The organism is Leifsonia sp. 2MCAF36, assembly GCF_052115525.1.
Classification (GTDB): domain Bacteria; phylum Actinomycetota; class Actinomycetes; order Actinomycetales; family Microbacteriaceae; genus Leifsonia.
Window position 1 is genome coordinate 1 of the sequence record NZ_JBFRGV010000005.1, and the last position, 15,211, is coordinate 15,211.

The following is a 15,211-nucleotide window of genomic DNA, read 5'->3' on the forward strand; positions in this document are numbered from 1 at the left end:
ATCGGGATCGGGGTGTCCACCGTGAAGAACAGGGTGTCGAACCCCGCCGCTGCTGCCCGCTCCACCAGCCCGTAGGAGATCTCGCGTTGCCGCATCACATACAACTGGAACCAGTTCCGACCGGCCGGGTTGACCGCCTTCACCTCCTCGATCGAGGTCGTGCCCAACGTGGACAGGGTGAACGGGATGCCCGCCGCCGCAGCCGCCCCGGCACCCGCGGTCTCCCCCTCGGTCTGCATCAACCGGGTGAACCCGGTCGGTGCGATCCCGAACGGCAACGCCGACGGGCCACCCCAAATCTGACACGACGTGTCCACCTGCGACACGTCCTTCAGGATCGACGGGTGGAACTCCACATCCTGAAACGCCTGCCTGGCCCGCGCCAACGACAACTCACCCTCCGCCGCGCCCTCGGTGTAATCGAACGCCGCCTTCGGCGTCCGCCGACGAGCAATCCTGGCCAGGTCCTCGATCGTCAACGCAGACTCAAGCCGACGCTTCTTCAGATCCAGCTCCGGCCTCTTGAACTGCATCAACTCCAACAGTTCAACCGGCTTCGGGAATTGACGCGTGACCATAGAAAATCCTAACGAGGGCTAAAGCGAGAAGTCGGGCAGGTCATTCCGGTCGAAGGCGCAGGTTCTGCATCCCGCCGTCGACCGCGAGCGACACGCCGGTCGTCGATCCGGACCGGGGGCTCGCCAGGTAGGCGACGGCGTCTGCCACTTCGTGCGGCGCGACCAGTCGGCCGTGCGGCTGCCGGGCATTCAGCGCGGCGCGCTCGGCTGCGGGGTCAGCGGCCGACGACAGCAGCCGCTCGACCCAGGGGGTGTCCACCGTGCCGGGGCTGACCGCGTTGACGCGGATGCCCTCTCGGAGATGGTCCGCCGCCATCGCTCGGGTGAGCGCCAGCACGGCTCCCTTGCACGCACTGTAGAGGGCGCGCTGCGGAAGCCCGGCCGTTGCGACGATCGAGGAGGTGTTCACGATCGCGGCGGCAGGCGATTGCCGCAGATGCGGGAGGGCCGCGCGGGTGACGCGAACCAGCCCGACGACGTTGATGTCCCAGACGCGGTTCCACTCGGCATCCGAGTTGTCCGCCACGGTTCCTGTGGCACCGATGCCGGCATTGTTGATGAGGATATCGATACGCCCGAATCGCTCGGCGACGGTCTGGATGGCGGCGCGAACGGAGTCGTCGTCGCCGATATCCACCGCCAGCGCGAAAAGTGCTGGGTTCGCCGCTTCGGGGGCCAGATCGAGGACTGCGACGGTCGCCCCGGCGGCGGACAGCCTCTCGGCGATGGCTGCGCCGATTCCGGACGCGCCGCCGGTCACGACGGCGACGAGGTTTTCGAACTCGTTCATCGGATGCTCTCCTTCGAGCCGTCTGGTTGCGCCCAGGCGACGAACGTCTGGCGTTGGTGTCCCAGTCCCTCGATGTCGATCTCGCAGACATCACCGGCCACCAGGTAGGGGAATCGGCCGGACAGTGCGACACCTTGCGGCGTCCCGGTCAGGACGAGGTCGCCGGGCTCCAGTGTGAGGTACTGGCTGAGGCTCCAGACGATGGTCTCGACGTCGAAGATCAGGTCGGCGGTCGTGGACTCTTGACGGAGCTCGCCGTTGACCCAGCTCCGAAGTCGCAGTCCGCGATGATCGATCTCATCCGGCGTGACCAGCCATGGTCCGACCGGGCTGAACCCGGGAGCACTCTTGCCCTTCGACCATTGGCCGCCGGAGATCTCCAGTTGCCATTCGCGCTCGGACAAGTCGTTCGCCGCCACGAATCCCGCGATGTGCCGCAGGCTGTCCGCGGGCGAGTCCAGATAGGACGCGCGCGCGCCGATGACCACGCCGAGCTCGACCTCCCAGTCGGTCTTGCGGCTGCCGCGCGGGATGGCGACGTCGTCGTCCGGGCCGCCGAGCGTGTTCGGTGTCTTCAGGAAGATGATCGGAACCTTCGGCGGTTCCGAGCCTGATTCGGCCGCATGGGCTGCGTAGTTCATCCCGACGCAGATGATCGCGGACGGGCGCGCTATCGGAGCTCCGATTCGTGCGCCCTGGGGGACGCTGAGCGGGCTCAGCGAGCCTTCGGCGAGCGCGCGACGCACTGCGGCGACGCCGTCTCCGGAGAGGAAGTCACCATCGATGTCCGCCGTGATCGGCGAGATATCGAGATAGCGGGAGCCGTCGATGACCGCTGGACGTTCTTGTCCGCGATCCCCGATACGTACAAATTTCACGTTCGTCCGATCATTCAGTATGCTGAACGCATATTCGCTATTTCGAACAGTGTAGGGAGTGCCATGCCCGAGGTCAATGCCCACGAACCGCGTTCGAACTCGGTGCCGGCCATTCACCGGGCCTTCGCCGTGCTCGATCTCGTCGCAGGAAGGCGCGAGCCGCTCCCCCTCCACGCGATCAGCCGAGAGCTCTCCCTCCCCCGCAGCTCCACCTTGGGGATCTGCCGGGCGCTCGTCGCCGAGGATGCGCTCCGGCAGGACGCGGACGGTCGCTACCTCGTCGGCCCCCGCCTCGTTCGTTTGGCTCATCGATACGGCGGCGAAATCGACCTCGCCAGCGCCTTCGCACGCACAGTGGATGGGCTGGGCGACCTGCGCTGGACACTCCAACTGGCCGAACGCACGGGTCGCGAGGTGATCTACCTCGCCCGGCGGGACGGCACCCAACCACTCTCGCTGGTGACGGCCACCGGCCGGCCGTTGCCCGCCTCCACCACCGCCGTGGGAAAGGCCACACTGATGCACGCGCGCGACGAGGAGCTCCTTCGGTTGTACCCGCGCGACGATCTGCTCCCGCCGTTGACCCCCGCGAGCGTGACCACTCTCGATGCGCTGCGCGCCCAACTGGCCGTTGCACGAACAGCCGGTTACGCGATCGACCGCGGGGAGACGATGCTCGGCGTCATCGCGGCGGCGGCGCCCGTCTTCCTCGAGGGGCGCGACGCACCCGTCGCAGCGATCAGCGCAACGACGATCAGCATCGGCGGCGAAGACCCGATCGAGCTCCTCGCCCAGGTCGCACTCTCGGCCGCCGCGGCGATGTCAAGTATTCTTCGAGGCTAAGCGACATTTGGGCTTTCTGCTGGAACGAGCCGCGCTCGCTGACGCGTGTACACGCTACGACGTGAGCCTGCCCGCGGCGGCGATCCAGTATCCCTTGCGGCACCCGGCGGTGGTCTCCGTGGTGACCGGGATGCGCACCGAAGCGCACGTTCTGAGCACGGTCGACCGCTACCAGGCGCGCGTTCCGGAGGCGCTCTGGGAGGAGTTGGACGCGAGCGGGCTCGCGCCGGACCCTCGCTGAGGGACGCGATCACCGGGGCCGTTGGGATGGGTTCCCGGGCCGAGGGTCCCGAAACACCCCGGCCCGGAAACATTGTCGCCCCCTAGCGGATCGGTGAGGTGTCGGTCGACCCCATTGGCGGGCTCGGTGCCGATTCAGACCACGTCCTCTGTCTCGAGCGTTCGACCCTTCTGGGCGTGAGCCACTCTTTCGCCCGGTGGTGGTTTAGATGACCTCGGCTACCCCTTCTCGGCGCCAGCGATTTGACCGGCAACCAAATGTTTCTGAGCGAACAGGAACGCGGCAAGAATCGGCAGGATTGTGACGATCGCGGCGAGGGCGACTTCCGGCGCTTTGATCGAGCTGTTCACGGGCACGTCGCCTCGGATCGCACCGGTGCCACTTACGAGGAGCTGGAGACCCGACTGGACGGTAGCAAGGTTTGGGTCGGTGAGCATGATGTACGGGAGGAAAAAGGATGTCCAAGAGGCGACGATCGCGAAAAACGCGATCATGATGATTGCGGGACGTGCGATTGGCGCGAAGATCTGCATCATGATTCGAAGTTCGCCGCACCCGTCGAGCCGCGCCGCTTCGATGAGAGAGTCGGGCATGCTCGCGGTCGCGAAGAGATAGATCATGTAAACCCCGAACGGGTAGAACGAAAGCGGCAGGATGATCGACCAGGGGGTGTTGGTAAGTTGCACGACAGACATCTCTAGGTACAAGGGGAGGATGAGGGCTGCGGGCGGCACGATCATCGTGATGAGCGTGGTGAACAGTACGGCGGTCCGACCCCTGAACCGGAACTTAGCGAGCGCGTAACCGGCGGGGATCGCTGTAGCCAGCGCCAGTACCAGACTGGCGGCGGTATAGAAAATCGAGTTGCCGATCCATCTCCACACTATTCCCCCTTGGTAACTGAATAGATGTTGAGCGGCGAGGCCGAACTGCGACCAGCTGCCGAAGGCAAACGGGTTTAGCGTGCTCAACTCGGTGGCCGTTTTTGTGGGTGCGAGAAGCAACCAGACGATCGGAAAACCAAACATTACGATCGCGCCGACGAGGAAGAGATTTCTCCCGAAAGTCCCGCTGAATTTGGCCGCCATCTACTTGTCCCCGATCGAGTAGAACTTTGTTCGTGTGATGACAAGGACTGCGAGAGCGATGCACACGGCAAGAAGGATGATCGATAGCGCAGACGCCCGGCCATAGTTTGCTTGGGTGGTGGCGTAGTTGAAGACGAGCTGGTTGATCGACCACGTGTTCGACACCTGGCCGGGGGCTCCGGCGCCGAGGACAGTGGGTTCGACGAAGACTTGGAACCCCTGCGCGGTCGAGACGATGAGAATGAACGCAAGGTAGCTGCGAATGAGCGGGAGCTTGATGTGCCAGACGGATTGCCAGGCGCTTGCCCCGTCGAGTGTTGCTGACTCGATAATCTCCTCCGGAATGTTGGTGAGCGCTCCGTAGACGACCACGATCCACCCCCCTGCACCTGCGGATACTCCCATCACCGCGAGCACGATGACGAGCGTCTGGTCGGAGAGGAACGATCCGCCTTGAGGAGTGAATAACTCAATCAGAGGCCCGATTGGGCTCACTGCCGGTGAAAACATGAACAGCCATAACAGGGCAGCAGCCGCGCCGGTGACCGCCCCGGGCACGTACACGACGAAGCGTGTGAGGAGCGCGAATCGGGTGCGCTTCGCGTCCATGAGGAGTGCAAGCGCGAATACGACGACGAGCAGGACGGGTAGCCATACGAGCAGATACTCGATCACGTGCAAGCTGGACTGCGGGAGGCGGTAGTCGCCCAACACATCGGCAAAGTTTTGGATGAGCGAGAAGGTCGGTGCGCCGTACGGACTTGTTACAACGAATGATTCATAGATCGCATAGCCCGCGGGTACAACTCCGAAGGCGGCCAACAGGAACAGGTATGGGGCCAGAAAAGCCCACGCAGGGGCGCGACGGTGGCGCCGCGCCCCTGCTTGAGTCGAACTTTTGATGATTGCCTACTTGCTCACGGTGTAGCCGGCCGAAGTGGCGAGCTGTGTGGCTTGTGTGCCCCATTGCTGGAGGGCACCGGGCATGTCGGTTCCACCGTTCTTCACAACGGTGTCCGTGAAGGATTGCAGCAATCCCGTCTCGTAGCGTACGTAGCCGATAGCCGGGTTGATCTTGGACGCCGCAGAGACCATCGCGGGTGCCGGATCGGAGGCATACCAGGAGTCAGAAGACACCGCCTTCAGCCAGACCGTTGCCGCCGGGGTGTACCCGGGGTAGGTGACTCCGGACGCCGCATACGTGGGGTCGGTGGTCATCGCCTCAGTGAATTTGACCGCCTCGGCCGAGTTCTTCGACTTGGCCGAAACCATCCAAATTCCGCCGCCGATCGCGCCCGAATAGTTCGTGCTGTCACCCCAGCTCGGCATTGCTGCGGCGGTGTACTCTCCGGGGTTCTTCGGCAGATTCGATTTGAACACGAAGGCGCCAGCCCAGGACGCGCCAACCATGGCCACTACCTTGTCCGCTGCCACCTGCGCGGTGAAGCTCTTGTCGAAGAGGTCCAGCTGGGAGAGCGTGCCGTTTTTTTGCAGTGGCGAAAGTACATCGCCGACGCGGGTGCACTTGGGGGAGGCCGTGTTGATCTTCACCGCTGTGGTGGTTGCGTTATAGATCGGGCAGCCGCTCGAGCCGAAGAACGCGTCGACGCCGTAGCGTCCGTTCACGGTTCCGAGGCTGTAACCGGGATGCTCGGTTGCGAGCTTGATGCCGAGGTCTTTGAATTCCTCCATCGTGGTGGGAACGGTGTACCCCCACTGGGTGAACAGCTTCTTGTTGTACCAGAGTACGGTTTGTCCGATGTCGTTGGAGAGGCAGTAGATTTTGCCGCCGAACGTGCACCGCGAGATGGTGCCCTTGGGGAATCCATCGAGGACCTTTTTCGGCACCGCGGTATTGAGGGCCATCGGATAGTTGATCGGGTTCGCTGCAATGGTTGCGATTTCGTCGGGTGTTCCGAGGAAGACAACGTCCGGGATCCCGGTTCCGGACTTCTCAGCGAGGGTCAGCTTCGATGTGTTCGACCCCTGAGTTTCGTCGATCGTTTCGATCTTGATTTTCTCTTTGCGGTGAGCTTTGACGTATGCCTGAGCGACGGGCAGGCGGGTGGCGTCCACCCATACGGTGATGGGTGCTTTCGAGTCGTTCGCCGGCGAAGGGCTGGCCGAACACCCGGACATGACGAGACCCACGAGGACAGCTGCCGCGGCGGCGGCGAGCATTTTCTTCTTCATTTCACTCCTTTGTGATGCGGGGCTTGCTGTGAGGTTTTGCGCTCATCCGACCCCAGTCAATGACCTGCTGGTAGCCGGGTTCGGACCGCGGCCGGGGTAAGCGAAGGTCGGTGTCTGTCATTGGTTGACGAGATAGGCCAATGCTACGTACATCGGATGTCTGCTGTCAATGTCCTAATACTGGCTGCCGCCCGGAGTGGTGTTAACTCTCCAAAAATCGCCTATTTTAGGGGCCGCAGGGGCACATCTGGGGCAAGTCTGTCCTTGAAGACATCGGAGGTGTGGCTTATTATGGTGGGATAGGCGCGATTGAATGGACAAACTATGCCGAGTACTGATCTGAGTTGGGTGCGGATGTACTACGAGGTCTCTGGTCCGGAGTGGGGAACTCCGCTGGTGATGGTGCATGGATTGGGCTGCCAACTTGTGCAGTGGCACCCCGGGCTCGTCCTCGCGTTTGAATCCGCCGGCTACCGCGTGATCCGGCTGGACAACCGGGATGCGGGTCTGACGCAGTGGACGCGCCCGGTCCCCGACGCTTACGAAATTGGCGACTTCGCTGGCGATGTCAAGGAATTGCTCGACTATCTCAGGATTGAACGAGCCCATTTCGTCGGCATCTCGATGGGAGGAATGATCACTCAAGAGTTCGCGATCTCGTTTGCCGACCGCATTGCTAGCCAACTCCTGCTGTGCACGATGAGTTCCGTCGAGTTCTGGACTGACGACCCGGAAGTTCTCGCCTCTCGCGTTCTCCCTGCAGAGGCGCCAATGGATCGGGAGTCGGTGATCGAGAGGTACTTGTACCAAGAGACCTTCGCCGGAGTCACCGGGTTCACTGAGGATTCGCGGAGGCGATTCGCGGAGGAGCAATACGATCGCGCGTATCGGCCGGACGGAACAGCACGCCAAGCCGCAGCACTAGAAGGGTACGGCGATCGCCGTGGGGCCCTCGCTTCGGTGAAAATACCTACGGCAATTTTTCACGGTCGCGACGACAGACTGATCAGCTACCGAGCTGCACTTTCGACCGGGGAGATTCTTCCCAACGCCGATTTGCATCTGGCTAGCCACGTAGGACACGAGCTACCGCCGGCCCTTTGGGGCGACTTCATCAAGATGGTCGACCGCAACGTTGCCCTCAGCCGGTCAGCGTCTCGTAACTAAGCTGACCCCATGGCCGTTACCGATGAAGCGATACTCAGGATCAAAGAGATGATCCTGCGCGGGGAACTCCGCCCGGGTGACCGACTGCCTCCCGAGAAGGAACTGAGCGAGAAGCTCGGGCTCTCACGCAGTTCGATGCGCGAAGCGGTAAAAGCGCTCGAGATCATCAACGTGCTCAATGTCAAGCGAGGTGATGGCACATTCGTCACCAGTCTCGAACCACGCTTGCTCGTGGAAGCTATCGCTTTCGTGATCGATTTGCACGCGGACCGATCGATTCTCGACCTGTTTGCCGTGCGGCGAATCTGCGAAGGAGCGGCGACAGGCATGGCGGCCGCTCGGATCAGTGCGGAAGAACTGGCGGCTCTGCGGCGTCAAATCGATGAGGTCAACGAGTCGACAAGCGTCGAGGACCTGGTCATACACGATCTCGCGTTCCACGCGGCGATTACCGAGTCGGCTGGCAACTCATACCTCACTGTTCTCGTCGAATCCCTTTCGGGGCGAACCCTGCGGGCCCGCGTGTGGCGGGGACTAACACAGGAGCACGCAGTCGCGCGCACCCTCGACGAGCACCGCGCAATCGTCGATGCCCTGGAAATAGGTGACGTCCAGCTCGCCGAGTCCCTGGCGGTCACCCACATCTCCGGGGTCGAGCAGTGGATACGTTCGCGGGCCAGCCAGCCTGACGCATTCGACGAGCTCGCCGGACTGTAGCGCTACGACGGTCGCAGTCCATAAACGCGCTCGGCGGTGCGGTGGACGATACCCGACATTCGCTCGTAGATGGACCCTCTCGTCACGGTGCCACGACGAAACCATCAATGGAGACCCAGTTCGCATTAGATCCAGTATGAGTTCCGGTCACCGTCACGGTGATCGTATGCGCGCCCGCGGCCAGTACGGGACTCGTGTAGAGCAGAACACCTCCCACGTTGGAAGCGGATGAAAGATTCACATTCGTCGCGGTACCGCCATCGACCGAGACGCCTGCGATCCCGCTGTTCCCAGTCACCCCGTAGTAGGCAATCTGAGTCCCCGTCCAGCTCAATGTCGCGCTGTCGCCGGCGTGCGAACTGTATGAGGTCGTGCCGTAAATCAGTTGCGCCCCAAGAGCGGCGTTGCAATCTAGCGTGCAGTGGGCCCAACTCGTACCCGAGTACGAGACATCCGGGAAGGAATCGTCCACATAGTTGGCGGCATGAGCGATCACCGCATCGAGGGCGATGTATGTAGAAGTAGACGTGGCATCTTTAGTACCCGTGGCCCGGATGGTCATGGTGTGGGTACCATCCGCCAGGAGTGGAGTGGTCCAGACCAACTTGCTGGCGTTAGACGGCGCGTACAGATCGACCATCGTTTCAGGGCCGCCATCGACAGAAACCGCGGCGAAACCACTCGCGCCGACGCTCGCAATGTAGTCAGCCTGCGTCCCGGTCCACGTCACTGTCACTGAGGCATTGGCAGTATTCGTATACGAAACTGTGCCACCTACGTAGCTCGCTCCGAACGTCGTATTGCAACTGCTCGTGCAGTGCACCCAAGACCCTGAATAAACCACGCTCGACGAAGCAGAGTCGTCTACTGCGGTAGCCCCGGCGACGATCGATGCGTATGCGGGTTCGAGACCCGCCGCACCTATGATCGCCTGTGCCGCTGAGGGCCAAGGCCTACCCGAAGTGTAATTCCCGCTAACGACGACATTGGTGCCGTTCGTCACTTGCCTAGCGTTGTCAGAGTAGTTGTTCTGCACTGTCAAATCGTGGATGGCCGTCGGCGAAAGGTTGAGCCAGTTGGCGCCGACGCGTTCGAAGACGTTGTCATGCCAGTCCTCGTAGGCGCTGTTCTCGTCGGCGTACAAACCTTGATTCAGGGTGTGGTTGGTGTAATTGCCGAATACCTGGAGGCGTCCAGTCGTGGGACCGGAGCTCTCCGGACCCCACGCGTAGATCGCCCCGCCATCGCTCTTCGACAACATTGTGTTCTGAACTCGGTTGTGGGAGATGACATTGTCGTGCGCGTAGGTCGCGGTCGTGCTCGTCCCGCCAGGAATCCCGGCTGTGACGTGCCCGTTATATCCGGTCGAGATTCCCGAGTAAGGAAGATTTGTGAGGTAGTTGTGGGAGATCGTGGTTCCGTAAACCATCGTCGCGTATATACCGAGCGATCCGAGATACTGCTGGCCAACGCTCGCGATGAAGTTGTCGGTTACCGTAAAACCACCGTTCTGGTCGTTCGTGCCAGCCGCCGCGTCTCGCGCGTTGCCGAGCACTATTCCGCTGGCCGAGATATCGGTGAAGCTATTGCCCGTTATCGTGTCGGACTGACTTCCGTTGCTGAACGAAAGTCCAGCGGCGCCCAGATGCGAAAACGTGTTGCCCAAGATCGAGATATTTCGAGCTCCCTCCCCCGAGACGTCTCCGGGAGTTGTGCTGAGGGTTGAGGAATCCACATACTGAAGATCTCCGTACGTCTCGACCTGACCTGCCGGGCTACTGGGCTGGGTCCACGTTGCGTATTGGAACGAGAGGCCTTGCACCGTGATGTCGTGGACCGGAGAGGACGCGCTGCCTGCGAAATCCAGCAAACTGCCGGCGCGAGGGATGACCGTTGTCTCGCTGGAAAGCGTCTCACCGGCTCGAGGCTCGTAGTAAACCTTCTGTGTGCTGGCGCTGTAACTCCATTGCCCTGGCGCAGAGATGAACGAGTAGGACCCCGAAACGGTTGACGGCAGCGAATTTCCCACGGTGACCGCATTGGCGAAACACGGCTGAACCATTGTTATCGCGGCTCCCGACCCGTTGGCGGCGATCGACGAGACTCGGCACCGAGAGTTCTGCCAGAGGTGGGTGGAATTCCAGATCATCTCGACGTTGCCTGGGTCTTGCCAGGAAAGGGGAGCCGCCGAGGTTGAGGTATAGCCACTTGAGGTCGTCGTCAGACCCAGCGCGCTGACCACGCTACCGCCTATGCTCGCTTGAGCTTGTCGAGCGCCGTTGATGTAGAACTCACGAGGGTCGACTCCCGCGCCGGCCGAGGCCTGCCAAATGCCCGTTCCTGGCACCTGCGTCCATCCCGTCAGGATCTGTCCACCCGAAAGGACTGGGGTTGCTCCGGCAACGGGTTCCCAAGAAACTCTGTGCCCGCTGGTACCAGAATCGGCCGCGCCAAAAGTGAGAGGGCTGGTCACCGTGTACGTGCCCCCCGCAAGCAGCACGTCAATGTCGCCAGTCATCGAGGGGGCTAGCGAGGTCACCTGCGCGTGTGCGGTGGTGAGGGAGCAAGGGGATGCGGATGAACATGCAGTGCCTGTCCCCGTAGGAGACACGTAGAGCGTCGTCTGAACGGCAGCAAAAGCTGCGTTTGCCGTCAACCCCGTCGCTGTCAAAATCGATGATGCCGCAATGGCTATGGCGAGCAGTGCGCGCTTGGCACGAGTCGACGACACGATGGACCTCCATTGGACCACTAGTTCGGTTGGCTATCGCGAAAGCATACATCGGATGTGTACGAGACAATAGCCCTCAATCAGCGGCGTTTTTGCTGATTCCACCGGCGATCTGCGACCAAACATATGAGGTCTGCCGTGGTGATTGCGGATGCGCGTGGCGAGGGGGCCGCAGAATGGTGGGCTTGGCACGATTTCCAGCACCACATCCCGGACATCCGAACTATGAGGTGAGGTTTCGCCCCATCTGTGCCTAACTTGGCCAAATCAGTCTTCGATTGACAGCCAGACATCGGATGTCTAAGCTCGTGTGTACAGTCCAACAAAGGAACCACGTGAGCACGATCACAGCACTTGACACCTACGATGTTCGCTTCCCGACCTCGACCATGCTCGATGGGTCGGACGCGATGAACCCGGACCCCGACTATTCGGCCGCCTACCTGCGCATCGTCACAGACAGCGACGACGGCCTCGCCGGCCACGGGTTCGTGTTCACCATCGGGCGCGGTAACGATGTCGAGGAGGCGGCGATCCGCGCGCTCGAGGGGCACCTGCTCGGACGCGAAGTAGAGGAACTGCTCGACGACATGGGGCGGACCTGGCGCGACCTCGTGTACGACTCCCAGCTGCGCTGGCTCGGACCCGAGAAGGGTGTCATGCACATGGCCATCGGTGCCGTCGTCAACGCGCTCTGGGACCTCAAGGCGAAGCGGGCCGGTCTGCCTCTCTGGGCGCTCCTCGCGGCGATGACGCCGGAAGAGATTGTGTCGCTGGTTGATTTTCGTTACCTGACCGACGCTCTCACTCCTGGCGAGGCACTCGAGATCCTGCGTGACGCCGTGCCGGGCCGGGACGCGCGCCGCGCGGAGCTGCTCGCTACGGGCTACCCTGCCTATACGACCTCGCCCGGGTGGCTCGGCTACGACGACGCCAAACTCGACCGGCTGTGCCGTGAGGCCGTCGCAGACGGGTTCGCCCAGATCAAGCTCAAGGTCGGAGCGGATCGGGCCGATGACGTTCGTCGCCTCGGTATCGCTCGTGCGGCGATCGGCCCGGACATCCGGCTGGCGATCGACGCGAACCAGCGGTGGGATGTAGCGGAGGCGATCGACTGGATTGCGGACCTCGCACCCTTCGACCTCGCCTGGGTCGAAGAGCCCACGAACCCGGACGACGTTCTGGCGCACGCTGCGATTGCTCGCGGAATCGCGCCGATCCCGGTGGCGACCGGAGAGCACGGCGCCAACCGGGTGATGTTCAAGCAGTTTCTGCAGGCGGACGCTCTCGGCGTGCTCCAGATCGATGCGAGCCGGGTCGCCGGTGTCAACGAGAACATTGCCATCCTGCTGCTTGCGGCGAAGTTCGGTGTTCGCGTGTGCCCGCACGCGGGCGGGGTCGGGCTGTGCGAGGTCGTGCAGCACCTGTCGATGTTCGACTTCCTGGCCGTTTCGGGCACCAGCGACGACAGGATGATCGAGTTCGTCGACCATCTGCACGAGCACTTCGTCAGCCCCGTTGACGTCCACGACGGGCGGTATTGGCCGCCGAGTGCGCCCGGGTCCGGCGCCGAGATGCACGAGGCATCGATCATCGAATACACGCGGGGCGTCCGTGTCTGAAGCCGTCCCGCCCCGACCGGCTCGGGCATCCGAACTCGAATTCGGACCGCTTTCGTTCGGCGGTGGGAACCTGGGCAACCTCTTTCGCGTGATGAGCGATGAGGACGCCCACGCAATACTCGAGGTCGCCTGGGAGGCGGGCATCCGCTCATTCGACACGGCGCCGCATTACGGCATGGGTCTGTCTGAACGCAGGCTGGGCGCGTTCCTCGCCACGAAACCGCGTGACGAGTTCATCCTGTCGACGAAGGTCGGACGGTTGCTCGTCGACAACCCGGGAGGCGGCCACGGATTCGACGACGAGAGCGGGTTCGCTGTTTCCGACGACCTGAAGCGTGTCTGGGATTTCAGCGCCGACGGCGTGCGTCGCAGCCTCGACGACTCGCTCATCCGTCTCGGTCTCGACCGCGTCGATGTGCTGTATCTTCACGACCCTGAGGAGTTCGATCTCGAACCGGCGATCGCGGACGGCGTGCCTGCTGTGGCCGCGCTCCGCGACGAGGGCCTGGTGCGGGCTGTCGGCCTCGGCTCGAAGTCGGTGGCCGCGCTGCTCGCGGGCGTGCGAACCGACGCACTCGATCTGCTGATGATCGCCGGCCGCTACACCCTTCTCGAGCAACCCGCCCTGGAGGAGGTGATTCCGGAGGCGGCCGAACGCGGCATCGGGATCGTCAACGCGGCCGTCTTCAACTCAGGTCTGCTCGCACAAAGCGCGCCCGATCCCTCCGCCCATTACGAGTACGGCGCTGTACCTTCCGCGGTTCTCGAGCGGGCACGCGCGATCGCCGCCGAGTGCACCGCTCATGGCGTGGAACTGCCGGCCGCCGCGCTGCAGTACACCCTGCGCGACCAGGCCATTCGCACCGTCGTCGTCGGTGCCGCTTCCGCCGCGCAGCTCGAACAAACGGTAGGGCGGATGCACTCGGCGATCCCCGAAGTGCTGTGGACCGACCTTCGCGACCGGGAACTGATCCCGTGACCCTCGCGTCCACGCGCCGCATCGATGCACACCTTCATCTGTGGGATCTCGACTCCGGCGGATACGCCTGGTTGACGCCCGAGCACGGCGCGCTGTACTCGACCTTCACAGCCGAGCAGGCGAGAGCCGAACTGGACGCTGCCGGAGTCGAGTGGGCGATCCTGGTTCAGGCCGAGGACACGCTGCGGGACACCGACTACCTGCTGGGTGTGGCGAAGGAGAACCCGTGGGTTGCCGCCGTGGTGGGCTGGGTGCCCCTGGACGAACCGCGCGCGGCCGAGGCCGCGCTTGATCGCTGGGGTGAGAATCCGGCCTTTCGTGGCGTTCGGCATCTGGTGCATAACGACCCCCGAACCGACTTCCTGGAACTCGCGCAGGTCAGATCATCGCTCGCGTTGCTGGCGCGCCGGGGTCTGGCCTTCGAGGTTCCGGATGCGTGGCCGGCCCACCTTGATCAGGCGCGCGACGTGGCGCGCGCGCTTCCAGAACTCACCGTGGTGGTGGATCACCTGGCGAAACCACCGGTGGGCCGTGATGATTTCGGCTCGTGGCATTCATCTTTCGATGCCGTCGCCGCCCTTCCGAACACAGTGGCGAAGGTGTCGGGGCTGACCCTTCCCGGTGTGCCGTTCACGGCGGAGGCTCTGAGACCTGCGTGGGACGCGGCTTTGGATCTGTTCGGGCCGCCGCGCCTGATGTACGGCGGGGACTGGCCGATCTCGGTGCAGTTCGGCGGATACCAGCGCGCGTGGGCGGTCTACTCGGAATGGATCGGCGAGCTCAGCGCCGCAGAGCAGGAGCACATCCTGTGGAATACCGCCGTCGCGACCTATTCCCTCAATGATCCGATGTCCCGAAGAAAGAGAGTCTCGAAATGCTGAGTGGGATAGATCCGATCCTCACGGGAACGTTGCTGGCGCATCTCGATGCGATGGGGCATTCGGACGCCGTGGTCGTCGCCGACGCCCACTTTCCAGCGGCACGGCTCGGCGCTCGCGTCGTCGATACCCCCGGACTCAGCGCGCCTCAGGTTCTCGCGGCGGTTCGCAGTGTGCTCCCTCTCGATGATGCACCGGCCCTGAACCTGATGCGCTCAGCCGACGGAGCCACACTCGCAGTGCAGCACGAACTCATCGCCGCGGCACGGGCCGGCGACGACGACGTGACGTTCGTCGAACGGCACGCCTTTTACGATCTCGCCGACGAGGCCTTCCTCATCATCCGAACGGGGGAGTCGCGCAGCTACGGAAATGCCCTGCTCCGTAAAGGCTTGGTCGCCCCAGGATCGGCGACCTGATTCCGTTGCCCCGGCCGCGGTGGGTCGGAGATTCGCGGGCTTGCGTCGGAGATGTGGATGCGGTGAGTCGGGTTTCTCCGACCGGCC

The 15,211-nt window shown here is 63.0% G+C and carries 15 protein-coding genes; 8 read left to right on the plus strand and 7 right to left on the minus strand.

Annotation, left to right across the window (positions count from 1 at the left end; genetic code table 11):
• The 3 genes from AB4079_RS08895 to AB4079_RS08905 form a co-directional block, all read right to left on the minus strand.
• A partial coding sequence (locus AB4079_RS08895) for an alpha-hydroxy acid oxidase (protein ID WP_441786932.1) occupies window positions 1-578 on the minus strand: 578 nt, incomplete at its 3' end.
• 40 nt (window positions 579-618) lie between these two features.
• The gene (locus AB4079_RS08900) at window positions 619-1,368 is read right to left on the minus strand and encodes an SDR family NAD(P)-dependent oxidoreductase (protein WP_441786933.1); all 750 of its coding nucleotides are present in this window, start codon (window positions 1,366-1,368) and stop codon (window positions 619-621) included.
• The gene (locus AB4079_RS08905; RefSeq protein ID WP_441786934.1) at window positions 1,365-2,246 is read right to left on the minus strand and encodes a fumarylacetoacetate hydrolase family protein; all 882 of its coding nucleotides are present in this window, start codon (window positions 2,244-2,246) and stop codon (window positions 1,365-1,367) included. The genes AB4079_RS08900 and AB4079_RS08905 overlap by 4 nt, the downstream gene beginning before the upstream one ends.
• A 63-nt stretch (window positions 2,247-2,309) precedes the next feature.
• Here AB4079_RS08905 and AB4079_RS08910 point away from each other — a divergent pair, with 63 nt between their 5' ends.
• Both AB4079_RS08910 and AB4079_RS08915 read left to right on the plus strand, forming a co-directional pair.
• Entirely contained in the window at window positions 2,310-3,089 is a 780-nt protein-coding gene (locus tag AB4079_RS08910) for an IclR family transcriptional regulator (RefSeq protein WP_441786935.1), read from the plus strand.
• Between the two features lie 61 nt (window positions 3,090-3,150).
• On the plus strand, window positions 3,151-3,330 hold the full coding sequence (locus AB4079_RS08915) for a hypothetical protein (protein ID WP_441786936.1): 180 nt from the start codon (window positions 3,151-3,153) through the stop codon (window positions 3,328-3,330).
• A 218-nt stretch (window positions 3,331-3,548) separates the two neighbouring features.
• Here AB4079_RS08915 and AB4079_RS08920 read toward each other — a convergent pair whose 3' ends face one another.
• From AB4079_RS08920 to AB4079_RS08930, 3 genes are all read right to left on the minus strand, one after another.
• On the minus strand, window positions 3,549-4,418 hold the full coding sequence (locus AB4079_RS08920) for a carbohydrate ABC transporter permease (protein ID WP_441786937.1): 870 nt from the start codon (window positions 4,416-4,418) through the stop codon (window positions 3,549-3,551).
• Window positions 4,419-5,240 (minus strand): carbohydrate ABC transporter permease, encoded by an 822-nt coding sequence (locus tag AB4079_RS08925; RefSeq protein ID WP_441786938.1) that lies wholly within the window; start codon window positions 5,238-5,240, stop codon window positions 4,419-4,421.
• An 87-nt stretch (window positions 5,241-5,327) separates the two neighbouring features.
• A complete protein-coding gene (locus AB4079_RS08930; RefSeq protein ID WP_441786939.1) occupies window positions 5,328-6,611 on the minus strand; it encodes an ABC transporter substrate-binding protein in 1,284 nt (427 codons plus the stop codon).
• Window positions 6,612-6,965: 354 nt separating this feature from the next.
• On the opposite strand from AB4079_RS08930, the gene AB4079_RS08935 reads away from it, so the two are divergent.
• Both AB4079_RS08935 and AB4079_RS08940 read left to right on the plus strand, forming a co-directional pair.
• Window positions 6,966-7,778 (plus strand): alpha/beta fold hydrolase, encoded by an 813-nt coding sequence (locus AB4079_RS08935; RefSeq protein WP_441786940.1) that lies wholly within the window; start codon window positions 6,966-6,968, stop codon window positions 7,776-7,778.
• Window positions 7,779-7,787: 9 nt separating this feature from the next.
• Window positions 7,788-8,495: a FadR/GntR family transcriptional regulator gene (locus AB4079_RS08940; RefSeq protein ID WP_441786941.1), complete on the plus strand. Its 708-nt coding sequence runs from the start codon at window positions 7,788-7,790 to the stop codon at window positions 8,493-8,495.
• An 82-nt stretch (window positions 8,496-8,577) separates the two neighbouring features.
• Here AB4079_RS08940 and AB4079_RS08945 read toward each other — a convergent pair whose 3' ends face one another.
• On the minus strand, window positions 8,578-11,013 hold the full coding sequence (locus AB4079_RS08945) for a right-handed parallel beta-helix repeat-containing protein (RefSeq protein ID WP_441786942.1): 2,436 nt from the start codon (window positions 11,011-11,013) through the stop codon (window positions 8,578-8,580).
• Between the two features lie 548 nt (window positions 11,014-11,561).
• Here AB4079_RS08945 and AB4079_RS08950 point away from each other — a divergent pair.
• The 4 genes from AB4079_RS08950 to AB4079_RS08965 are packed head-to-tail and all read left to right on the plus strand — an operon-like array spanning window position 11,562 to window position 15,124.
• On the plus strand, window positions 11,562-12,848 hold the full coding sequence (locus AB4079_RS08950) for an enolase C-terminal domain-like protein (RefSeq protein WP_441786943.1): 1,287 nt from the start codon (window positions 11,562-11,564) through the stop codon (window positions 12,846-12,848).
• Complete coding sequence (locus AB4079_RS08955) at window positions 12,841-13,827, plus strand: aldo/keto reductase (RefSeq protein ID WP_441786944.1); 987 nt, start codon at window positions 12,841-12,843, stop codon at window positions 13,825-13,827. The genes AB4079_RS08950 and AB4079_RS08955 overlap by 8 nt, the downstream gene beginning before the upstream one ends.
• Window positions 13,824-14,708 carry an amidohydrolase family protein gene (locus AB4079_RS08960; protein WP_441786945.1) on the plus strand — a complete coding sequence of 295 codons (885 nt, stop codon included), beginning with the start codon at window positions 13,824-13,826 and terminating at the stop codon, window positions 14,706-14,708. The genes AB4079_RS08955 and AB4079_RS08960 overlap by 4 nt, the downstream gene beginning before the upstream one ends.
• The gene (locus AB4079_RS08965) at window positions 14,702-15,124 is read left to right on the plus strand and encodes an RbsD/FucU family protein (RefSeq protein ID WP_441786946.1); all 423 of its coding nucleotides are present in this window, start codon (window positions 14,702-14,704) and stop codon (window positions 15,122-15,124) included. Before AB4079_RS08960 ends, AB4079_RS08965 begins: the two co-directional genes overlap by 7 nt.
• Window positions 15,125-15,211 lie beyond the last annotated feature (87 nt).